At 63.9% G+C, this 20536-nt stretch carries 21 protein-coding genes; 12 read left to right on the top strand and 9 right to left on the bottom strand.

Annotated elements, in window-relative coordinates; all coding sequences use genetic code 11:
• Positions 1 to 109: 109 nt before the first annotated feature.
• Entirely contained in the window at positions 110 to 445 is a 336-nt protein-coding gene (locus EWH12_RS03535; RefSeq protein WP_242495939.1) for a hypothetical protein, read from the bottom strand.
• Between the two features lie 20 nt (positions 446 to 465).
• Complete coding sequence (locus EWH12_RS03530) at positions 466 to 2526, bottom strand: TonB-dependent siderophore receptor (RefSeq protein WP_129925725.1); 2061 nt, start codon at positions 2524 to 2526, stop codon at positions 466 to 468.
• A 208-nt stretch (positions 2527 to 2734) separates the two neighbouring features.
• Here EWH12_RS03530 and EWH12_RS03525 point away from each other — a divergent pair, with 208 nt between their 5' ends.
• Complete coding sequence (locus EWH12_RS03525) at positions 2735 to 3025, top strand: hypothetical protein (protein WP_066599809.1); 291 nt, start codon at positions 2735 to 2737, stop codon at positions 3023 to 3025.
• Positions 3026 to 3154: 129 nt separating this feature from the next.
• Here the strand turns inward: EWH12_RS03525 and EWH12_RS03520 are convergent, their stop codons facing one another.
• From EWH12_RS03520 to prfB, 4 genes are all read right to left on the bottom strand, one after another.
• A complete protein-coding gene (locus EWH12_RS03520; protein ID WP_066599806.1) occupies positions 3155 to 3406 on the bottom strand; it encodes a hypothetical protein in 252 nt (83 codons plus the stop codon).
• A 27-nt stretch (positions 3407 to 3433) separates the two neighbouring features.
• A complete protein-coding gene (locus EWH12_RS03515; protein ID WP_066604856.1) occupies positions 3434 to 3757 on the bottom strand; it encodes a PilZ domain-containing protein in 324 nt (107 codons plus the stop codon).
• A gap of 86 nt (positions 3758 to 3843) precedes the next feature.
• A complete protein-coding gene (locus EWH12_RS03510; protein WP_066599802.1) occupies positions 3844 to 4563 on the bottom strand; it encodes a class I SAM-dependent methyltransferase in 720 nt (239 codons plus the stop codon).
• The gene (gene prfB / locus EWH12_RS03505; protein WP_129925724.1) at positions 4563 to 5690 is read right to left on the bottom strand and encodes a peptide chain release factor 2; all 1128 of its coding nucleotides are present in this window, start codon (positions 5688 to 5690) and stop codon (positions 4563 to 4565) included. Before prfB ends, EWH12_RS03510 begins: the two co-directional genes overlap by 1 nt.
• A gap of 217 nt (positions 5691 to 5907) precedes the next feature.
• Here prfB and EWH12_RS03500 point away from each other — a divergent pair, with 217 nt between their 5' ends.
• Both EWH12_RS03500 and EWH12_RS03495 read left to right on the top strand, forming a co-directional pair.
• The gene (locus EWH12_RS03500; RefSeq protein ID WP_066599790.1) at positions 5908 to 6189 is read left to right on the top strand and encodes a BrnT family toxin; all 282 of its coding nucleotides are present in this window, start codon (positions 5908 to 5910) and stop codon (positions 6187 to 6189) included.
• A 10-nt stretch (positions 6190 to 6199) separates the two neighbouring features.
• The gene (locus EWH12_RS03495) at positions 6200 to 6397 is read left to right on the top strand and encodes a BrnA antitoxin family protein (protein WP_340640830.1); all 198 of its coding nucleotides are present in this window, start codon (positions 6200 to 6202) and stop codon (positions 6395 to 6397) included.
• Positions 6398 to 6399: 2 nt separating this feature from the next.
• Here EWH12_RS03495 and EWH12_RS03490 read toward each other — a convergent pair whose 3' ends face one another.
• Together EWH12_RS03490 and EWH12_RS03485 are read right to left on the bottom strand one after the other, a co-directional pair.
• Positions 6400 to 8937, bottom strand: a complete 2538-nt coding sequence (locus tag EWH12_RS03490) for a penicillin-binding protein 1A (protein ID WP_129925722.1) — start codon at positions 8935 to 8937, stop codon at positions 6400 to 6402.
• 172 nt (positions 8938 to 9109) lie between these two features.
• The gene (locus EWH12_RS03485) at positions 9110 to 10390 is read right to left on the bottom strand and encodes an N-acetylmuramoyl-L-alanine amidase (RefSeq protein ID WP_129925721.1); all 1281 of its coding nucleotides are present in this window, start codon (positions 10388 to 10390) and stop codon (positions 9110 to 9112) included.
• A 522-nt stretch (positions 10391 to 10912) separates the two neighbouring features.
• Between EWH12_RS03485 and EWH12_RS03480 the strand changes: the two genes are divergently transcribed.
• The 9 genes from EWH12_RS03480 (at position 10913) to EWH12_RS03440 (ending at position 19853) form a co-directional block, all read left to right on the top strand.
• Positions 10913 to 13669: an Rne/Rng family ribonuclease gene (locus tag EWH12_RS03480; RefSeq protein WP_242495938.1), complete on the top strand. Its 2757-nt coding sequence runs from the start codon at positions 10913 to 10915 to the stop codon at positions 13667 to 13669.
• A gap of 163 nt (positions 13670 to 13832) precedes the next feature.
• Positions 13833 to 15179: a M48 family metalloprotease gene (locus EWH12_RS03475; protein WP_129925720.1), complete on the top strand. Its 1347-nt coding sequence runs from the start codon at positions 13833 to 13835 to the stop codon at positions 15177 to 15179.
• Between the two features lie 2 nt (positions 15180 to 15181).
• Positions 15182 to 15946, top strand: coding sequence for a DsbA family protein (locus tag EWH12_RS03470; protein WP_207212352.1), 765 nt, complete (start codon positions 15182 to 15184; stop codon positions 15944 to 15946).
• Positions 15947 to 16195: 249 nt separating this feature from the next.
• Complete coding sequence (gene rpmH, locus EWH12_RS03465; RefSeq protein ID WP_021317369.1) at positions 16196 to 16330, top strand: 50S ribosomal protein L34; 135 nt, start codon at positions 16196 to 16198, stop codon at positions 16328 to 16330.
• 32 nt (positions 16331 to 16362) lie between these two features.
• Positions 16363 to 16776, top strand: coding sequence for a ribonuclease P protein component (rnpA, locus tag EWH12_RS03460; RefSeq protein ID WP_066604848.1), 414 nt, complete (start codon positions 16363 to 16365; stop codon positions 16774 to 16776).
• A complete protein-coding gene (gene yidD, locus EWH12_RS03455; protein ID WP_066599775.1) occupies positions 16773 to 16985 on the top strand; it encodes a membrane protein insertion efficiency factor YidD in 213 nt (70 codons plus the stop codon). The genes rnpA and yidD overlap by 4 nt, the downstream gene beginning before the upstream one ends.
• Before the next feature lie 30 nt (positions 16986 to 17015).
• Positions 17016 to 18719, top strand: a complete 1704-nt coding sequence (gene yidC / locus EWH12_RS03450; RefSeq protein WP_066599772.1) for a membrane protein insertase YidC — start codon at positions 17016 to 17018, stop codon at positions 18717 to 18719.
• A 180-nt stretch (positions 18720 to 18899) separates the two neighbouring features.
• Positions 18900 to 19547, top strand: coding sequence for a ribosome biogenesis GTP-binding protein YihA/YsxC (gene yihA / locus EWH12_RS03445; protein WP_129925719.1), 648 nt, complete (start codon positions 18900 to 18902; stop codon positions 19545 to 19547).
• Between the two features lie 6 nt (positions 19548 to 19553).
• Positions 19554 to 19853 carry an alkylphosphonate utilization protein gene (locus EWH12_RS03440; protein WP_066599770.1) on the top strand — a complete coding sequence of 100 codons (300 nt, stop codon included), beginning with the start codon at positions 19554 to 19556 and terminating at the stop codon, positions 19851 to 19853.
• 60 nt (positions 19854 to 19913) lie between these two features.
• Here EWH12_RS03440 and EWH12_RS03435 read toward each other — a convergent pair whose 3' ends face one another.
• Positions 19914 to 20465 carry a 2'-5' RNA ligase family protein gene (locus tag EWH12_RS03435; RefSeq protein ID WP_066599767.1) on the bottom strand — a complete coding sequence of 184 codons (552 nt, stop codon included), beginning with the start codon at positions 20463 to 20465 and terminating at the stop codon, positions 19914 to 19916.
• Between the last annotated feature and the right edge of the window lie 71 nt (positions 20466 to 20536).

Genomic DNA, 20536 nt, shown 5'->3' with positions numbered 1-20536 from the left:
AGCGCATCCTGAGGATCAACGGCCTGAACGCGATCACTGACGACGTGGTGGAAGCTGCACGCAGCACCCTCGTGATCGGTGTCACTTAGCGCTGACAGAACGGTGCCAATCAGCGCTGATATCTACAATAGATCACACCCTCCTTCTTGCCCTCTTCGCCCCAGGGCGCGAACACGCTGTCGTCGATGACGCGCACGTCGCCAGCGGGAGCAGCCACCTCGATATAGCCGGCCTTACGGACTTGCGGCGCGCTCGACGCGGGCACCAGCTTGGGGCTTTTGAGCTTCTCAAACTCTGGATCGCCGCCTTCCGGCAGCACATCGCCGGGTTCGCCCAGATAGATGCGCGCCGGCCCGGCGCCGTCGCGCTCCACCCATATTTCATGCGCCTGCGCCGTGGACGACAGGGCCACCAGCGCCACCAGCGCCATGGACAATCTCTTCATGCTCTCTCTCCTTATGATCGTCAGAAGCGGAAACCGACCGTGCCCATCACATTGCGCGGCGCACCGACGAAGCAGTCGCCACGCGCCAGGCAGGACGCATAATATTCGTTGTTGAGCAGATTGGTCGCGTTCAGCGCGAAGCGCCAGCTATTCCAGTTGATTTCCGCCAGCGCGTCGACCGTGGTGCGGGCCGGGGTGACGATCGACCAGAGCGAACTGGTCGATACGCTCTTGCCGCTATAGACGACGCCCCCGCCCAAGCGCAGTTGGGCTTCGTCCATCAGGCCGAAGGTCTTGGTCGTCCAGAAGGACGCCGTATGGCGCGGCATATAGTCGAGGCTGGTGTTGGTTTCGGACTTGAGCTTGGCATAGCCATAATTGGCCAGCAGTTCGAAATTACCGGGCAATGTGTGGCTGGCTTCGATCTCGAACCCCTTGGTGTCCAGCACGCCCGATTGGGCGGTGCCGCCAGCGGCAAGATAGAGGACCCGGTTGCGTTCCTTGATCTTGAAGACCGTGGCCGTGACCAGCGTGTTGATGTCGGGCTGCCACTTCACGCCCGCCTCATATTGCGTGCCGGTCTGCGGCCGGTAGGGCGCGCCGAACGTGCCATCGCCATTGTCGATGCGCCCCGCGACCGGCAGGAAGCTTTCGGTATAGCTGAAGAAGGGCGAGACGCCTGCGCCGATCTCGCCGATGATGCCGGCGCGGAAAGTGGTCGCATTGTCCTTCTGCCCCGACGAGCCGGTGACGCGGTCGCGGCGCGCGCCCAGCACGACCGAGACGCGGTCGTAGAGGCGGATCTGGTCCTGAACGTAGACGCCAAGCTGCTTCTGCGATTCATAAATATAGGGACCGCTGGGATCATAGGTGAGCAGCGCGTCAGTATCGATGTCGTATAGGTCGATGATCTCGTAACCGCCGGCATAGCGCTTGCCGACCTTGTTCCAGCTATAGTCGATGCCGACCAGCAGCTTGTGCTCGAGAGTGGCGCCGGTGTTGAAATTGAACTGGAAATTGTTGTCGGTCGAGAAGACGTTCATCTTCGCATCGCTGGCATCGGCATAAAGGCCGATGGTGCGCCCATCCGCCTCGAAGGGATTTTGGGGATTGGCGTAGCTGTTGGCATAATGGGTGTTATATTCTAGGTCGCTGTCGATGTAGCGCGCCTTCAGATTGACCTTGATAGCGTCGGAAAAACTGTGGGTGATGGAGCCGCCGCCTTGCAGCGAGCGACCATTATAGCGGTCCCAGCCGGGCTTGCCGACGAACGCATATTGACCCAGCTTGCCTTGCGGATAGGCCGTGTTCGGAAGGAAAGTGCCGACGATCGGCAGGAATTGCGACGTCGATCCCGTATCATCCTCCTGATAGAGGCCTGTCAGGACGATGTCGGTGTCGGGCGTCGGCTGCCAGCGGATCGACGGGGCGAACATCACCCGGTCATCAGGGACATGATCGACATAGGTTTCGGCGTCGCGGGCGCGGCCCACGAACCGCACCGCCAGATTATCGGCCAGCGCGACATTGACGTCGCCCATGATTTCCTTGCGGTCATAGCTGCCGTAAACAAGGTTCAGTTCGCCGCCGGTGCGAAATTCGGGTGTCTTGCTGACGAGGTTGACCAAGCCGCCGATTGACCCCTGACCAAATAGCACGGAAGCCGGGCCGCGCAGGATTTCCACCCGCGAGAAATTATAGGGGTCCGACGTGATGCTGGCATAATAGCTGAAAATGTCGCGCATCCCGTCGCGGAACTGGAGCGCATCCAGGCCGCGCACGTTGAAACCGTCGACGCGGGTGTCGCGGCCATAGGGGTTGGCGAGCACGCCGGCGGCATATTTGACCGTGTCGGAGATGCTGATCGCGCCCTGCGAGAGATATTGCTCGGACGTGATGACCTTGATCGGCTGGGGCAGTTCGACCAGCGCCGTGTCGGTCTTCGACCCGGTGGTGGCGGCGGTGACGATGATGCTGTCCTGATCCGTGTCCGCAATCATGGCGCCATCCGCAGCATAGGCAACCGTATGGCACGAAGCCATGATCGCTGCGCCACCCAATGCGATCCACTTTACCTTCATTTCAACGCCCCTTTTTCGACTCGATAGGGACGCGCCATAAGGATAATGCGACCTATTCGCAATTGCATTACGTGCCATTGCGGAAAAATCGCATTTTTATGTGTCGTTTAGCGCGCCTGCGCGGCCCGACGGTTTTGCGATAAGGCGCAATGAACTCAAAGGTTTGTAGCGCGTTATGGAAGAGCGACGGCGGGGATGGAGGCAGGCCATGACGATTTCTGTGCGATTCCCCGATGGCGGCTGGCGTGAAGTGCCCAGCGAACTACGCCCCATCGATCCCGTAACGACCGGCGCGCAGAGCCGCTTTCGCAACATCCCCATCAACTGCGATCCGCAATGGCGCTATCTGCGCATCGCGTCCGTCTGGCACGCACGGCCCCGCCATGGCAGCCTGGCGATTCTCAACCCTTGCATCGACGACTGGTGGCAGGACATCGCCGCGATGGCGGACATACCCGCCACCGCGGACAAGAAAGCCCAACCGCCCCGCGCCGCATGACGCGCCCGCGCGCGCCTGTGTCAGCGGCAGCGATCAGTGATGGCGCGATCCACCATTATGATCGTAACATATATGATCGTAACATAACGGGCGCGTAAGCGAAAACATCGACCTGCAAGGCAGGCGAGTTCAGCCCCTTTCGGTCAGCTCCATGAAGTTGCGCGCCGCATCCCGGTCCGCCGCATCCTTAAACGCCACGTCCAGGTCGGGCGCATCGCCGAGCAGGAACAACAGCGACCAAAGTGCGAACCGCCGCCCGCGATCCTTCTCCAGCCCCAGATCGACCCGCATCCGCTCGATCCCCGCTTCCACCGCTTCGGGCGGCAGGCTGTCTATCCCGGTTGTCCCGAAATAACGCTGGAGCTGATCGTCGAAATGCATGGCCGCCTGCCTACAGCAGCCTGCCCTTCATGCGCAACCCGCGCCGCCATCATCAAGCATGGCGCGCACCGCGGTCTCGGTCAGCGGCACATCGAATCGCACGCCAAAACGCTTGGCCCGGACCCAGACCACATGCGCCGCAGCCGAAAATTCCTGCAATTCGATGATGACGCTGTCGCCGATCCCTGGCGGTCGTTCGGCGTGCAGCAATGCGCCCGATACCGACAGGTCCAACATATGGGCGCGCAGCGGCACCCCGGCATGGCGCATCGCCAGGGGTTCGAACAGCTTGTGCCGCGCGGCGCCCCGCGGTCGCATCTCCCATGCCGTGAAAGACCCCTGATCGGTCATGCCGCAGCCTCCCTACACGATCTTTACGCCATCGGGCCATGCCGGCATCTCAACAAGAAGCATGAGGCAAAAATTAACCCTGCCGTTCAGCCGTGAAAGGCGCAGGGGACGATGCTGGCCGGGTCGGGCCGCGCGGCGATGCGGCGGAACCGCGCCAGATAGCCACCCGCCGTGGGCTTGGGGATTAGTTGCTCCATGCGGAATCCCATCGCCGCCAGTTCGCAGGCCAGCAGCCGCGGCGGCGCGCCATGCTGGTCGGTCGGCCGGTCGGCATCGACCACGATCAGTTCACCATCCTTTTTCAGCGCTGGGCTGAGATGCCAGAGGAAGGCGTAAGGCTCGGCGATCTCATGATACATATGGACCATCATGATCCGGTCGAAGCTGTTTTCGGGTAGTTTGGGGTCTTCCGGCGCACCCAGCTTCAGGCTGACATTATCCCATTTCTCGCGGGTGATGCGGCGCGACAGCGCCTCAATCACTTCGGGCATGATGTCTTCAGCCAGGACGCGACCCTTGGCCCCTACTCGTCGGGCAAGCCGCACGGTGTAATAGCCCTCGCCCGCGCCGATATCCGCGACGGTCATGCCGGAACGGATACCCGCCCGGTCCATGATATCCTCCGCTTCGTTGACCCGGTCGCGCGCTTCCTCGCTCGACCAGCGGGTCGATACGATCGGGGCCACCGGCCGGTCGGCCTGCGGAAAGGGCGCCGCCGCGGCGGAGCGATGCGAATCCTTGCCGCCGCCAATCTGGTCGCAGGCGGCCAGCAGGACAAATACGCCCGCCATGACCGCCCGGATCATCAGTCCACATCCTCCACATCGACCTTTTCGCCCGTCACCTTTTGGCTGAGGGCGGCGGCCATGAACGGGTCGAGCGCGCCGTCCAGCACATCGTCGGGCGCGGTCGAGGTGACGCCGGTGCGCAGATCCTTCACCAACTGATAGGGCTGGAGCACATAGGAACGGATCTGGTGGCCCCAGCCGATTTCGGTCTTGGCCTGATAGTCGGTGTTCGCCGCTTCCTCGCGCTTGCGCAGTTCCGCTTCGTACAGGCGCGCTTTCAGCATGTTCATCGCGGTGGCGCGGTTCTTGTGCTGCGACCGGTCATTTTGCGACGCCACGATGATGCCCGACGGGACGTGGGTGATGCGGACTGCGGAGTCGGTGGTGTTGACGTGCTGCCCGCCCGCGCCCGATGCGCGATAGGTATCGATCTTCAGGTCGCTTTCCTTGACCTCGATATCGATATTGTCGTCGATCACCGGATAGACCCAGACCGACGAGAAGCTGGTGTGCCGCCGCGCCGCGCTGTCATAGGGGCTGATGCGGACCAGGCGGTGAACGCCGCTTTCGGTCTTGGCATAGCCATAGGCGTTCTCGCCCTTGATCAGGAAGGTGGCCGACTTGATGCCCGCGGTTTCGCCCGCCTGATAATCGACCAGATCGACCTTGTAGCCGCGCCGTTCCGCCCAGCGCCGATACATGCGGGAGAGGATTTCGGCCCAGTCCTGGCTTTCGGTGCCGCCAGCCCCGGCGTGGACTTCCAGATAGGTGTCGCTGGCGTCGGCCTCGCCGGCGAGCAGCGCCTTGATCTTGTCCTCGTCCGCGCGGTCGGCCAGCGCCTTGAGCGACGCGATGGCTTCGGTCACCATCTCCTCGTCGCCTTCGGCCTCGGCCATCTCGATAAGTTCGGCATTGTCGGTCTTGCCGCCTTCGATCGCGCGGGTGGCGCCGATCGCGCTTTCCAACCGGGTGCGCTCACGCATCACCTCCTGCGCCAGCTTCGCATTGTCCCACAGGGTCGGGTCCTCGACGCGCGCATTCAGCTCGTCAAGCCGGCGCAGCGCGCGGTCCCAGTCGAGGAAGCGGCGCAGCAATTCCAGCGCGGCGTCGATACGGTCGATATATTGCTGCGCTTCGGCGCGCATGGGGAGTCTCCAGAAATGTCGTGGCGTCTCAACGCATCAGGCGACTGCCCCTATCCGAGGGCGGGAGATTTGGGAAGGGCGAGGATTTATGTGCTACATTTAATTTGCAACTCACGTTTTGTGTGCTACAAAAAATATGCCGCTTCGTGCGGCCATAGATGGAGGACCGTGATGACCAGCCAACCGGGCGCTTTTGCCCATAAGGAAGCACGCCGCCATGAAGATCGAGTACGACCCGAATAAGCGCCAGCGCACCCTTGAGGAGCGCGGCCTCGATTTTGAATCTATTGCTGAAGTTTTTGACGGTTTTTATCTGGTCCGAATGGACGATCGAAAGGATTATGGCGAGGTTCGCCATATCATGCTGGGTGCGCTGAAAGAGCGCCCTGTCGTCTGTGTCTGGACCCAACGAGATGATGCAGTTCGCGTCATCTCCATGAGGATTGCAGATGATGAAGAACGCGAAATCTACCGGCGCGAGTTGGAGCGATCCGGATGACGCGCCTAAATTGGCGCAAGACTGGGCTAATGGCGCCGACGCCTATCACGGCAAGGCGCTGATACGTCGCGGCCGGCCGACACTGGCGCAGACCAAGCAGCATGTCTCGTTGCGCTTGGACCCGGATGTCATCGAAAGCTTCAAGGCGGATGGCCCTGGTTGGCAGGGGCGGATCAACGAAGCCTTGCGCAAGGCGGCGGGACTCTAACCTCAATAAATCCCGCCCTGCCCTTCCAGAAAGTCGGCGTCGCTGCGCTGGCGGGTACGGCCGGTCACCGTCCTTGCGGCGGCGACCTTGGCCTGTTCCTCCGCTTCCTCCTTGCGGATCGTGCGGCGCGGTTCGGATTCGGGCTTGAACGCTTCCCAGATCACCGCGGCCTTCGGCTCGCTGGTCGGCCAGGCGCCATAGACGCGCTTGCCCGACCGGCGATCGATCGCGACCATGCGCACGCCCGCAGGCGCAACAAATGGTGTCTTGGGCATGGTTTCCAGGATGGGCGCCATCGCCGCCTTCCAGATCGGCGCGGCGATCCTCCCGCCCTGCGCCCAGCCGCCCAGGCTGCGCGGCTGGTCGTAGCCGATATAGACGCCAGCGACGAGATCGGGCGATCCGCCCACGAACCAGACGTTGGTCGGGCCGTTGGTGGTGCCGGTCTTGCCGAACAGAGGGCGCTTGAGGTCCGCCAGCACCGTCGCGGTGCCGCGCTGCACCACGCCTTCGGCGATGTGGACGACCTGATAGGCGGTCATCGGGTTCATGACCTGCTTGCCCTCCATGCCGAAGCGGGGCATCGGCTTGCCGTCCCAATTGGCCATGTTGCACCCGTCGCAGGCGCGCCAGCGCTCCGGCCAGATCACCTTGCCGCGCCGGTCCTGCACATAATCCATCACCTTGGACGGGAATTGCCGCCCTTGGTTGGCGAGCGTGGCATAGGCGTTGACCATCCGTTCCACCGTCGTCTCGCCCGCGCCCAGCGCGAAGGAGAGATAGGGCTGATAATCGCCGATCCCCATATTCTTGATGGTGCGCACGACCCGGTCCATGCCGGTCTGGCTGGCGGCGCGCACGGTCATCAGGTTGCGCGACTGCTCCACGCCCCAGCGCATCGTCTGCGGCCCGGCGCTGCCGCCGGAGAAGTTGCGGAAGCATTTCTGGCCCAGGCCCGCGCCCTGATAAACGCACAAGGGGCCATCGACGATGATCGATGCCGGGGTCATGCCATTGTCGAGCGCGGCGGCATAGACGAACGGCTTGATGGTGGAGCCGGGCTGGCGCATCGCCTGCGTCGCGCGGTTGTAGGAGGACAGGCGCGAATCGAAGCCGCCCTGCATCGCGCGGATGCGGCCCGAATGGACTTCTTCGGCCACCATGCCGCCCGACACTTCGGGAATGGAGCGCAGCGCCCAACTCGCCCCGTTGCGCGCCACGACGATCAGGTCGCCGGGCTTCATCGCGGAAAAGGCCGGCCCGCCGACCTTGCGATAGGGCATTTGCGCCGATCCGGCGGGCAGCGCGCCGGTGCTGCCGTCGGCAAAGCCGATCTGCGCCTCGGACGAGGTCCGGCTGATGACGACGGCGACGCGCCATTGCGCATAATCGACGTCGATATAGCTGGCCGCCAGTTCGCGTTCCCAGCCATTGTCGATATTGATGTGGCCGACCGGACCGGACCAGCCGCGTCCGGCGTCGAAGCGGAGCAGGCCGTTGCGCAGCGCGGTGGCGACGCCGTCCTGCACCACCGGATCATAGGGGCTGCGCACCCACAGGCCGCCGGCATAGACGCTGTTGGGGCCATCATCGGCCTTTTCGCCGAACAGCCCGATCAGGCGACGGCGGACCTCCTCCATATAATAGCCGCCGGCGCGGGCGTCGAAGCTGGAGCCATGGGCTGCGACGGTGCCGAGCGGCTGGGCGATCGCCGCGTCGCGCTGCGCTGCGGTGATCCAGCCATTCTTCTCCATCTCGCCCAGAGACCAGTTGCGCCGGTCGAGCGCACGGGCGTGACCGGTTTCGCTTTCGGGGCGGTAATTGGCCGGCCCCTTGGGCAGGATCGACAGATAGGCCATTTCATGCAGTTGAAGGTCGGCGACATCCTTGTCGAAATAGGCGCGCGCGGCGGCCTGGACGCCATAGGCGTTCCGGCCGAGGAAAATCTGGTTGAGATAGAGTTCGAGGATCTGCTGCTTGCTCAGCACATTTTCCATGCGGTAGGCGAGGATCATCTCCTTCACCTTGCGCGTGGGCGAATATTCGTCACCGATCAGCAGGTTCTTGGCCACCTGCTGGGTGATGGTGGAGCCGCCGCGCGCGCGCTGGCCAGAGCCGAGCTTGCTGGCGTAATCCACGACCGCGCCGGCGAAGCCGGGAATATCGACGCCATGATGTTCGAAGAAGGTCTTGTCCTCCGCCGCCAGATAGGCGCGGATGAGCAGCGGGGGATAATCGCTATATTGCAGTTGGACGCGGCGTTCGCGGGCATAGCTGTGGACCGGCTGGCCATTGATGTCGCGCACGATGGTCGGCAGCGGCGGCTCATATTCCAGCAGCGTCGCCGCGTCAGGCAGGCCGCGCGCGAAAATCAGCCAGAACAAGGCGCAGAACAGCGCGAAGCCGCCCAGCAAAATCGACGCCCACCGCACCCAGCGGCGTTGCCACAAGGGACGCAGACGGCCGAAAAAGCCCCCCGCGTCGCGGCGCAGGCGATAGGCGAAGGACGACGGGGCGGGTTCGGAACGGGCCTCTTCCATAGGGAAGAGGCTCTAGGGTCAAATTATCGCCAAGACCAGTGGGCATGACGCGATCCGCCGCAACTCTTGCCCCCACCCTCCGACATCCGTTCGCCCTGAGCCTGTCGAAGGGCGCGCGCAACGCCCTTCGACAGGCTCAGGGCGAACGGTCTTTGCGCTTTTATGGCTGCGTTCAGCCCCCCGCAGCCCCGTCGCGCATCGCCAGCTTGCGGGCGAAATGCACCTCGATCGCGCGGGCGACGCCGCGGGCGATCTTGCCCTGCCCCTCGCTCGAGGAAAGGAAGGCGCTGTCGTCGGCGTTGCTGATATAGCCGGTTTCGAACAGGATCGACGGCGTGTCCGGGGCCTTGAGCACCATCAGCGAGGCGAAACGGTGATAGGCGCTGCGGAACGGCACATAGGGCGCGGCCTCCCGTTGCAACAGTCGCGCGAAATTGGCCGATATGTTCATCGATTCGCGCTGGGTCAGGTCGATCAGGATGGACGAGACATCTCCCGACTGGCCGCCCAGATTGACGCCGTTGATGATGTCCGCCTTATTCTCTCGCGCCGCCAGCCGCGCCGCTTCACGGTCTGATGCGGTTTCGGACAGGGTGTAGACGGTCGCGCCGTGCGCTTCGGTATTTTCCGCCGCGTCGGCATGGACGGAAATGAACAGGTCCGCCCCCAGCTTGCGGGCGATGCCATAGCGTTCCTGCAACACCAGGAATTTGTCGTCGTCGCGGGTCAGCGCCACGCGCACCCGGCCCGACTTGACCAACTGGTCGCGAATCGCCTGGGCGATGGCCAGCGTAACGTCCTTCTCGCGCTTGCCATTCTCCTTGTTGATCGCGCCGGGATCATGACCGCCATGGCCCGCGTCGATCACCACCAGCGGCCGGGCGCCGTCATGCGCCCCCTCCACCTGCGGCAGCGACACCCCGCGCGCCGCGGCGGGGATCGGCACGGTGATCGAATGGATGCGCTTTTGCGGACGCGCCGCCATGTCGGCAGGGCCGTCAAAGCGCGTGCGCCCCTTGCCCACTTCGGCGCGGAACCGGCTGTCGCTCACGCCCTGCAGCGAGAAGCTGAGCGACTTTCCGTCCTGCGCCAGCCGCGCATTGCCCAGCGTCGCGGGGGTGGAGAGGTCCAGCACCACGCGCGCCGTGTCGCCGCTCAACTGGCCCTGGCGCACCGCGGCGATCGCGCCGTTGCCCGGCGTGAACCGTCCCCTGCCCATTTGCGCGCCGTTGATGTCGAGCGCGATGCGGCGCGGCGAATCCAGCAGAAAGGCCGAAGCCCCGTCCACACGGTCGTCGAAGCGCACGACGACGATATCGTCCTGCACGTCCACGCCGGATATGCCGCCGGCGCTGCCAGGGACCGCCATCAATATCGTGCCTGCCAGGGCAATGCTTTGGAGCATACGTCGCTTGTGCGACGCGCGCCTGTCGGCCGTCCAGCCAAATTTCATTTGGGCTAATCCGTTCAGCGTCCCCACGCTAAATTCCGGATTAAGCATCGCTCCTTGTGGCCCGGTAAAATGAGAGGGTTAACCCGTCCTTCACGATGAATTGGGCATCGACAACCCGACCGGCGGACAAGGCATTATATTTCAGGCGGCCGTTGCCCCGTCGGTATTTGACTGCTACCCATTCATATTCCCGAAAGACTTGCCGATATCATGGCAGCCTTGCGGGGCAATGAGACAGGCACCGGCGGAGGCAGTATTTGCCCCCCGCAGTGTCGCAAACAGGTTGACGCTGCATGAGGCATGATTTCCATTCCACGCTTGCCCCGGTAACGGGCGATGCGGCGTGGATGGTCCGGCCCGGCGATTTGTCCGGCCCTGCCGACGCAGCAGACGCGCATAATTTCCTTCAAACCTGGACGATGCCGACATCCGCGCCCTTAACGGAGCGCGCCCGGCCGTCCCTTCACTATCGCGTGGCGGCGCGGCCCTGTGCCGCAGCCCGTCCACGCCGGAGACATGTAAATGACAATGCGTATGCTGATCGACGCGCGCCACCGGGAAGAAACCCGGGTCGCGGTCGTCAAGGGTAACCGGATCGAGGAATTCGACTTCGAGTCCGCTGAGCACAAGCAGCTCAAGGGCAATATCTATCTGGCCAAGGTCACCCGCGTAGAGCCTTCGCTCCAGGCGGCCTTCGTGGATTATGGCGGCAACCGCCATGGCTTCCTCGCTTTCAGCGAAATCCACCCGGATTATTATCAAATCCCGCGTGAAGACCGCGAGGCATTGCTGCGCGAAGAACGCGCCCATGCCGAGGAAGAAGCCGCGCTGCGCGCCGATTTCGACGATGACGATCATGATCTGGACCACGACTCCATCGCGCCCGAAGGCGGCGTGGAATATGTCGAAGCGAGCCATCATCATGACGATGAAGAGCCGGGCGAAGACGCCGAGCAGACCGAAGGCGAAGGCGCAAACGACGGGACCAACAGCGCGCCGAACGGCCGTCGCGGCGGACGCGGTCGTGGCCGCGGGGGCGACGAAGCCGCCGACGAACTGCGCCGCAAGCGCATGGCCCTGCGCCGCCGGTACAAGATTCAGGACGTCATCAAGCGCCGCCAGGTGCTGCTGGTCCAGGTCGTCAAGGAGGAACGCGGCAACAAGGGCGCCGCGCTGACCACCTATTTGTCGCTCGCCGGCCGCTATTGCGTGCTGATGCCCAACACCAGCCATGGCGGCGGCATTTCGCGCAAGATCAGCAATGCGGCCGACCGCAAGCGGTTGAAGACGATCATCGCCGAAATGGCGCTGCCTTCTTCCATGGGCTGCATCGTGCGCACCGCGGGCCTCCAGCGCACCAAGCCGGAAATCAAGCGCGACTTCGACTATCTCGCCCGCCTGTGGGACGAGATTCGCGAAAAGACGCTGAGCGCCGCCGCGCCCGCGCTGATCCATAATGACAGCGACCTCATCAAGCGGGCGATCCGCGACATCTACAACAAGGATATCGAAGAGGTCATCGTCGAGGGCGAGCATGGCTATCGCGCCGCCAAGGACTTCATGCGCCTGCTGATGCCCAGCCATGTGCGTCGCGTGAAGCAATATGCCGATCCGGTGTCGCTGTTCCAGCGCGCCAGCGTCGAGGAACAGCTGGCGGCGATGTACAACCCCGTCGTCCAGCTCAAGTCCGGCGGCTATCTGGTCATCAACCCGACCGAGGCTCTGGTGTCGATCGACATCAACTCAGGGCGCTCGACCCGCGAACATGGCATAGAACAGACGGCCGTGGCGACCAACCTGGAAGCTGCGCGTGAAATCGCGCGTCAGCTGCGCCTGCGCGACATGGCCGGCCTCGTCGTCATCGACTTTATCGACATGGAGGTGAACTCCAACATCCGTAAGGTCGAGAAGGCGATGAAGGAGGCGCTGAAGGACGATCGCGCCCGCATCCAGGTCGGCCGCATCTCCGGCTTCGGCCTGATGGAAATGAGCCGCCAGCGCCTGCGCACCGGCGTTCTGGAAGCGTCCACCCGCCAGTGCCCGCATTGCGAAGGCACCGGCCTGGTCCGCACCGCATCGTCGGCGGGCCTGGGCGCGCTGCGCATGTTGGAAGAGGAAGCGGCGCGCGGTCGCGGCAACCTCATCACGTTGCGGGCCAGCCAGGAAGCGGCCTTCTATGTCCTCAACAACAAGCGCGCCGAGCTGGACGAGATCGAGCAGCGCTATGGCGTGCGCATCGAAATCCTGCCCGATGGCGAGATCGAAGGCGCGCGCATGTCGGTCGAGGCCAGCGGCCCGCGGCCTGAGCGTGTCGTCAGCTATGCGCCGCTGCCGGAAGAGGACGACGATCTGGACGTCATCGAGGAAGAGGAAGAGGAAGAGGTCGAGGAAGCCGAAGCCGAAACCGAGCAGGAGGACCGCAGCAACCGAGGCGAGCGCGCGGACGAAGATCGCGATGGCGGACGCCGTCGTCGCCGTCGCCGTCGCCGTCGTGGGGGTCAGCGCGAGGAGAATCGTGCCGGTGAAGACGCCAGCGACAATGGCGACGCGGAATCGGAGGATGAAGACGAGGACGTCGTCATCGCCGAAGACGCCAACGACGCACCGGTGGAAGCCGCTGCTGCCGCCGATGACGAAGAGGGTAGCGCACGCCGCCGCGGTCGTCGCGGTCGCCGTGGTGGTCGTCGCCGTCGCGAAGGTGGCGAAGACGCTGCGACGCTCGAAACCGACACAGGCGAATCGGAAGAGTCCGTTGGCGAGGTCGCCGAGCCGGTGGTCGAGGCCCCAGCTACCGAAGCCGTGGTCGAGGAAGCGCCCGCCGAGGACGCGCCCAAGACCCGTCGCCGCCCCCGCGCGCGCAAAGCCAATGCGGATGTTGTTCCGGTAGCCGAAACCGTGGCCGAGCCGGTGGCGGAAGTCGCCGCCGAGGCCGCGCCGGTCGAAGCCGTTGCCGAGGAGGTCCCGGCCAAGCCCAAGCGCACCCGTCGCAAGAAGCCTGTCGCAGCGGAAGCGGATGTCGTTGCCGAGGAAGCCGCCCCTGTCGCCGAGGCGCCCGTTGCCGAGGAGGCGCCGGCCAAGCCCAAGCGTCCGCGCCGCAAGAAGGCCGTCGTCGCCGAAGCGGAGGCTGAAGACGCCGCACCCGCGGTCGAAGCCGCTGCCGAAGCCGCCGCGCCTCAGACGCCAGTCGCCGAAACCGCCGACGCCGGCAATGGCGAGGATGGCGTAGGCGAAGATGGCGAACCGCGCCGTGGCTGGTGGCAGCGCACCTTCGGCCAATAAGGTCGGACTTAGGCTGTTATGAACAAGCGCCGCTGCCCATCCGGTTCCGACCGGTGCGCAGCGGCGCTTTTCGTTGCGCCCCCTGCTTCACGGCAGGTTCAGCCCGGCCTTGGCACGACGCCGCTGTGACCGTCTGCTTCTCCCTGCCAACGGCCCGCTCCTGATGCGGCGGCTTAAATTTTGCGCGCTGGCGATCGCCGCGCTCGCCTGCATGGCGCGCCCGGCCCTCGCCCAGCAGATATTGCGCGATGCCGAAACCGAATCCTTCATGGCCGACATGTCGGGCCAGTTGGTCAAGGCAGCCGGCATGGAGCCGAAAAACGTCCAGGTCATGGTCATCAACGACCCGGAGATCAACGCCTTCGTCGCGGGCGGCCAATATGTCTGGGTCCATAGCGGACTGATCGCCCAGGCCGACAATGTGAACCAGTTGCAGGGCGTGGTCGCGCATGAACTGGGCCATATAGAGGGCGGCCATATCATCCGTTCGGGCGAGGGGATCAAGGAAGCCACCAGCGTCACCCTGCTCAGCCTGGTGCTGGGCGCCGCGGCGATCGCGGCGGGCGGCGCGGAAGCAGGCATGGGCATCATGGGCCTGGGCCAGCAAGCGGCGATGACCAAATTCCTGGCATTCTCCCGTGGGCAGGAAAGCTCGGCGGATTTGGCCGGCGCGCGCTACCTGTCGAAGGCGGGCCTGAGCGGCAAAGGCAGCCTGGAATTTTTCAAGAAGCTGCAGAATCAGGAATATCGGCTCGCCATCCCGCAGGACAATAGTTACGGCCGCACCCACCCTCTGTCAGGCGAACGCATCAATGTGCTGCGCGAAGTCTATAGCGTCGATCCGGCCTGGGAGCGGCCGGTCGACCTGGCGCTCGAACAAAGGTTCGAACGGATCAAGGCCAAGCTGATCGGCTTCGTGTCCGAACCCACCCAGACCTTGCAGAAATATCCCGAAACCGACCAGTCGATGCCGGCCCATTATGCCCGCGCCTATGCCTGGCATAAGAGCGCCTATCCGCAAAAGGCGCTGGCCGAAGCCGACGCCCTGCTCGCCGCCGCGCCGGACGACCCCTATTTCCTGGAACTCAAGGGCCAGATCCTGCTCGAAAGCGGTCGCCCCAAGGACGCGGTGGCGCCGCTGCGCGAAGCGGTGAAGATTACCAACCAGCCGCTTATTTCCGTGCTGCTGTCCCACGCCCTGATCGCGACCGAGGATGAGGCGAATTTCGCCGAGGCCGAACAGGTGCTGCGCCTGGCCGTGCAACGCGATCGGGAAAACCCCTTCGCCTGGTATCAACTGGGCGTCGTCTATGAACGGCGCGGCGACACGCCCCGCGCGGCGCTGGCGACCGCGGAACGCTACGCCATGATGGGCGAACATCCCATGGCGCTGCGCAGCGCCGACGGCGCGATGCAGGGGTTGAAGCCCGGCACGGTTGACTATCTGCGGGCGCAGGATATCGCGATGACATCCCGCGCGGCGATCGAGCAGCAGCGCAAGAAAAGATAGACATGACAGACCAGACCCGGCCCAGCTTTCGCACGACCCTTTCCAACAGGACCATTCAAATGACCCTTGGCGCACTCGCCCTGACCGCCGTTGCCGGCATCGCGCTGGCTGCCCAGGCGCCTGCCAGCGTCAACGCCCAGGATAAGGCGGCGATCGAAAAGATCGTCCATGATTACATCCTGGAGCATCCCGAAATCATCCCGCAGGCGGTGGAGAAGTTGCAGGCCAAGCGCATGTCGGGCATGATCGACGCCAGTCGCAGCACGCTCGAAACCCCCTATGCCGGGGCGTGGGAAGGCGCCACCAACGCCGACGTCACCGTGGTCGAGTTTTTCGACTATGCCTGCGGCTATTGCCGCGCCTCGCTGCCCGACCTGGCCAAGCTGGTCGCCGGCGACGCGAAGGTGAAGGTGGTCTATCGCGAACTGCCCATCCTGTCGGACGAAAGCAGCGCCGCGGCCAAGGTATCGCTGCTGGCGGCCGAACGCGGCCAATATATGCCCTATCACAAGGCGCTTTATGACGCGGGCAAGGTCACGCGCGACACCATCGTCGCGGCGGCGGCGAAAGCGGGCATCACCAAATCCGAAGCCGATTCGGCGATCGCATCGACCAAATATGATGCTGAAATCCAGTCCAACATCGCCCTGGCCCAGAAACTCCAGGCCAGCGGCACCCCGACCTTCGTGATCGGCGGCCAGGTGCTGGGCGGCGCGGTCGGCTATGACGCACTCAAGGCGGCCGTGGCGACGGCGCGGGGGAAGTAAGCGTTCCAAGGACGCCGTTCGCCCTGAGCGAAGTCGAAGGGTTCTGCTGGGAGTGAAGCCACTGCGCTCCGCCCAGCGATGGACTTCGACAGGCTCAGCCCGAACGGACGGGAGGTCCGCCGTGAACCGCTTCCGCCATTGACTTCCCACCCCCTTTTGCCTATCGGACGCCCCCTGACTGGTGGCCGCTGTTTTGGCGGCCCTTTTTTGTCACGCCCGATTCTCTAGTTGTTTTTTGAGGAATGAACGATGAAGCGCACTTTTCAGCCGAGCAATCTGGTTCGGAAGCGCCGTCACGGTTTTCGCGCTCGCATGGCGACCCCCGGCGGCCGCAATGTGATTCGCGCGCGCCGGTCGCGCGGCCGCAAGAGCCTGAGCGCCTGATCGACGCGCCGCCGTCCGCCGCGCCTGCCGTCATGAGCAGGCGTGCGGATTTTCTGGCGGCGAACCGTGGACGCCGCGCGCCCATGCCGGGTTTCGTCCTGCTGGTGCGCGAACGCGGCGATGGCGACCCGGCGATGCGGATCGGCATCACGGTCACGAAAAAGATTGGCGGCGCCGTCATCCGCAACCGGATGAAGCGCCGCTTTCGCGTTCTGGCGCGCGCGTTGCTGCCGGCCCATGGCATTGCCGGCGCGGATCATGTGCTGATCGGCCGCGAAGGCGGGATCGAACGCGATTTTGCGCTGTTGCACGCCGAACTGGGCAAGGCGTTGGGCAAGATCATGACGCGCCCGATCGACCCGCAGCGCGGCCCGCCGCGTCCGCGCAAGGGCAAGACCGCCAGAAAGAGCGACACGCCCGCGGCGCGTTCAAGCGAACAGCCGTGATCGGCCGCCTGCTGATCCTGATCGCGCGCTTCTGGCAACTCGGCCCTTCGCGCGTCCTGCCCCCCACCTGCCGCTACGCCCCCTCCTGTTCGGAATATGCGATTCAGGCGATCCGCAAATATGGCGCGATCAAGGGTAGCTGGCTGGGGTTCAAGCGGCTAATGCGATGCCACCCTTGGGGCGGGTCGGGCTACGACCCGGTCCCCTGACACAGATATAAGACGGCGGAGCCGAACAACGTGGACGACAAGAAGAATATCATTCTGGCGGTGCTGCTGACCGCGGCGATCCTGTTCGGCTGGCCCTATGTCTCGCATTATTTCTTCCCGGCGGCCAATCCGCCCGCGACGAAGATCGAAGGCGGCAAGACCACCCCGGTCGCCGCCCCCGGCACCGACACCGCCGACGGTCCGGCCACGATTCGCGATCGCGCCATCGTGCTGAAGGAAAGCCCGCGCGTGCCGATCCGCACGCCCAAGCTGACCGGATCGATCAACCTGCGCGGCGCGCGCATCGACGATATCGTGCTGCCAACCTATCGCGAGACGATCGACAAGGATTCGCCCGCCGTTCGCCTATATAGCCCCAGCGGCACGCAGGACGCCTATTTCGCCGGCTTCGGCTGGCAGGGCGAAGGATTGAAGACGCCGAACAAGAACACGGTCTGGACCGCTCAAGGCAGCGCGTTGACGCCGACGAGTCCCGTCACGCTGACCTGGAACAACGGTGCGGGCCAGTTGTTCGAAATCCGCCTGAGCGTCGATCAAAATTACATGATTTCCGCCGCGCAGAAGGTGTCGAATAGCGGCGAGGGTGCCGTCGGCGTCAAGCCCTACAGCTATATCAGCCGCACCGGCATCCCCAAGGACCCCGACACCTGGACCATCCATGTCGGCCCCATGGGCGTGTTCAACGGCGCGGCCAATTATGACGTGAATTATAAAAATCTGGACGAGGGTCCATCGACCCAAAGCTTCCAGTCCAAGGGCGGCTGGATCGGCTTTACCGACAAATATTGGCTCTCCGCGCTCGTCCCCGGCGCTGACGCCGATTTCGCGGGCCAGTTCCGTAAGGGCGCAGGCACGCAATATCAGGCCGACGCCGCGCTCGGTTCAACCATGCTCGCGCCCGGCAAGGCCGCAACCCAGACCATTCGCCTCTATGTCGGCGCAAAGGAAGTCAAGACGCTCCAGGCCTATGAGCGCGACGGCGTGAAGCTGTTCGACCGCGCGATCGACTGGGGCTGGTTCTACTGGTTCGAACAGCCGATCTTCGCGCTGCTCCACTGGCTGTTCGAAACGCTCGGCAATTTCGGCGTGGCGATCATCTGCCTGACCTTCGTCGTTCGCGCGATCATGTTTCCGGTCGCCCAGCGCCAGTTCGCCAGCATGGCGGCGATGCGCGCGGTGCAGCCCAAGATGAAGGCGCTGCAGGAGAAATATAAGGACGACAAGCCGCGCCTCCAGCAGGAGATGATGGCGCTGTACAAGACAGAAAAGGTCAACCCGCTCGCCGGCTGCCTGCCCATCTTCATCCAGATCCCGATCTTCTTCGCGCTCTACAAGGTGCTGATGCTGACGATCGAAATGCGCCACCAGCCCTTCGTGCTGTGGATCAAGGACCTGTCCGCGCCCGACCCGCTGCATATCTTCAACCTGTTCGGCCTGCTGCCCTTCACCCCGCCGTCCTTCCTGGCGATCGGCGTGCTGGCGCTGCTGCTGGGCATCAGCATGTATTTCCAGTTCAAGCTGAACCCCGCGCAGATGGACCCGATGCAGCAGCAAATCTTCTCGATCATGCCATGGATGATGATGTTCATCATGGCGCCCTTCGCGGCGGGCCTCCTGGTCTACTGGATCACCAACAACTGCCTGTCGATGGCGCAGCAATGGTGGCTGTATCGCAAGCATCCCGTGCTGAGCACGGCGAGCGCGACGAAGTGAATAACCCTACCAAGTCCCCGTTCGTGCTGAGTAGGGACTGAGCCCTTCGACTGCCCGCTTGCAGCAGGCGCTCAGGATAAACTTCACCGAAGGTGAAGTCGAAGGCCCGTATCGAAGCATCGCGCGCCTTCGGCCCTTCGATACACCGCTTCGACAAGCTCAGGGCGAACGGAGAAGAACGTGACAGAAGAAGAAAATACTGACCTGATCGAGGAAGCGCGCAAGCTGTTCAGCGGCCCGATCGCCTTCCTCAAATCCGCGCCCACGCTGGACTTCCTGCCCGACATGGACGTCAACGAAGTCGCGTTCGCGGGCCGCTCCAATGTCGGCAAATCCTCGCTGCTCAATGCGCTGACCAATCGCAATGGCCTGGCCCGCACATCCAACACGCCGGGCCGCACGCAGGAATTGAACTTCTTTGACGTGGGCGTGCCGCTTCAGTTCCGGCTGGTCGATATGCCGGGCTATGGCTATGCCAAGGCGCCCAAGGATGTTGTGCGCAAATGGAAGTTCCTGGTGAACGACTATCTGCGCGGGCGCGCCTCGCTCAAGCGGGCGCTGGTGCTGATCGACAGCCGCCATGGCGTCAAGGACGTCGATAATGACATGCTCGACATGCTGGATGGCGCGGCGGTCAGCTATCGCATCGTCCTGACCAAGGCCGACAAGATCAAGGCGAGCGAACTGGCGGCGGTGACCCAGGCCACCGCCGACGCGATCCGCAAGCGCCCCGCCGCCCATCCCGACATCATCGTCACGTCGAGCGAGAAAGGCATGGGCATCCCGCAATTGCGCGCCGCCGTGCTGCAAAGCGTGACCCAGGGATAGATCGCCATGGACGACGACGATTATGTCTATGACGAAGCCAGCGGCGAATGGATCAGCGCGGCGAACGCCGTAGCCGCAAATGATGGTGACGCCGTCGAAGTCCGCGATTCGGTCGGCAACCTGCTGGCCGACGGCGATCAGGTTACGCTGATCAAGGATTTGACGGTCAAGGGCGCAGGCCAGACGCTCAAGCGCGGCACGCTCATCAAGTCGATCCGCCTGACCGGCGATGCTCAGGAAATCGACTGCCGCTATGACGGGATCAAGGGCCTGGTGCTGCGCGCGGAATTCGTCCGCAAACGCTGAATATTGTAACCCGTGTTCCCGCGCAGGCGGGAACATGACGCGACCAAGTCAAGCGAGGCTCTAAAACAGCCGATATTGCGCATCGCCCCTGAGCGGCCAACGGCCCATAATCTCATGCCGGGTGCGGCCCACATGGCTGCACACCAAGACCACCTCCTCCACCCGCCATCCGAACCCGTCGATGCGCTGCTGCCTGGGCCGGCCGTCGCGGTAGAACAGGGTTTGGTGCGGGCTGAAGCTCCAGCCTGGACGCGGCGTCGCCCCGGCCCGCGCCATCGCGGCGGCGACCTGCTGCTGCACCGTTTTCAACCCGGCGATGCTGCGCGAAGGCCGCAACGCCGCCGACCGGCCGCCAAAGTTCACACCGTCCATCAGCAGGTCGAACGGCTCCGCCATGATCCCCGCGCCCGCCCGGCGCAGCGCCTTGATCAGTTCATAGGGATAGTCGGGCCAGTCGGTCGTGATGCCCAGCGTGACATGCTGATGTTCGGGCAGGATACGATCCGCCCCCGGCGCCAGCGTCGCGGCGAAATGATCGATCTGCCGCGCGACGACCGGCGGCGGCTTCAGCGCGAAGAAGGGGCGGTAAAGCGGCGTGGTGCGGCTTTCCATGACGGCGACTCCCGAATCATATCTATTATGTTCATGATATGTTCTTATCGATCGAGAGTCGAATCCGATCG

The sequence above is a fragment of the Sphingobium cupriresistens genome (assembly GCF_004152865.1).
In the GTDB taxonomy this organism is placed as follows: domain Bacteria; phylum Pseudomonadota; class Alphaproteobacteria; order Sphingomonadales; family Sphingomonadaceae; genus Sphingobium; species Sphingobium cupriresistens.
This window is presented reverse-complemented; position numbering and strand designations above follow the sequence as displayed.

Coding starts and splice junctions, on each gene's coding strand:
- EWH12_RS03515 (WP_066604856.1), bottom strand. CDS start 3,757: ATGACCGATCAGGGGTCTTTCACGGCATGGGAGATGCGACCGCGGGGC.
- EWH12_RS03520 (WP_066599806.1), bottom strand. CDS start 3,406: ATGCATTTCGACGATCAGCTCCAGCGTTATTTCGGGACAACCGGGATA.
- EWH12_RS03485 (WP_129925721.1), bottom strand. CDS start 10,390: ATGAAATTTGGCTGGACGGCCGACAGGCGCGCGTCGCACAAGCGACGT.
- EWH12_RS03535 (WP_242495939.1), bottom strand. CDS start 445: ATGAAGAGATTGTCCATGGCGCTGGTGGCGCTGGTGGCCCTGTCGTCC.
- rnpA (WP_066604848.1), top strand. CDS start 16,363: ATGAGCAGGCGTGCGGATTTTCTGGCGGCGAACCGTGGACGCCGCGCG.
- EWH12_RS03440 (WP_066599770.1), top strand. CDS start 19,554: ATGGACGACGACGATTATGTCTATGACGAAGCCAGCGGCGAATGGATC.
- EWH12_RS03480 (WP_242495938.1), top strand. CDS start 10,913: ATGACAATGCGTATGCTGATCGACGCGCGCCACCGGGAAGAAACCCGG.
- EWH12_RS03530 (WP_129925725.1), bottom strand. CDS start 2,526: ATGAAGGTAAAGTGGATCGCATTGGGTGGCGCAGCGATCATGGCTTCG.
- EWH12_RS03470 (WP_207212352.1), top strand. CDS start 15,182: ATGACAGACCAGACCCGGCCCAGCTTTCGCACGACCCTTTCCAACAGG.
- prfB (WP_129925724.1), bottom strand. CDS start 5,690: ATGCGCGCCGAAGCGCAGCAATATATCGACCGTATCGACGCCGCGCTG.
- EWH12_RS03490 (WP_129925722.1), bottom strand. CDS start 8,937: ATGGAAGAGGCCCGTTCCGAACCCGCCCCGTCGTCCTTCGCCTATCGC.
- EWH12_RS03500 (WP_066599790.1), top strand. CDS start 5,908: ATGAAGATCGAGTACGACCCGAATAAGCGCCAGCGCACCCTTGAGGAG.
- EWH12_RS03525 (WP_066599809.1), top strand. CDS start 2,735: ATGACGATTTCTGTGCGATTCCCCGATGGCGGCTGGCGTGAAGTGCCC.
- EWH12_RS03510 (WP_066599802.1), bottom strand. CDS start 4,563: ATGATCCGGGCGGTCATGGCGGGCGTATTTGTCCTGCTGGCCGCCTGC.
- EWH12_RS03435 (WP_066599767.1), bottom strand. CDS start 20,465: ATGGAAAGCCGCACCACGCCGCTTTACCGCCCCTTCTTCGCGCTGAAG.
- rpmH (WP_021317369.1), top strand. CDS start 16,196: ATGAAGCGCACTTTTCAGCCGAGCAATCTGGTTCGGAAGCGCCGTCAC.
- EWH12_RS03475 (WP_129925720.1), top strand. CDS start 13,833: ATGCGGCGGCTTAAATTTTGCGCGCTGGCGATCGCCGCGCTCGCCTGC.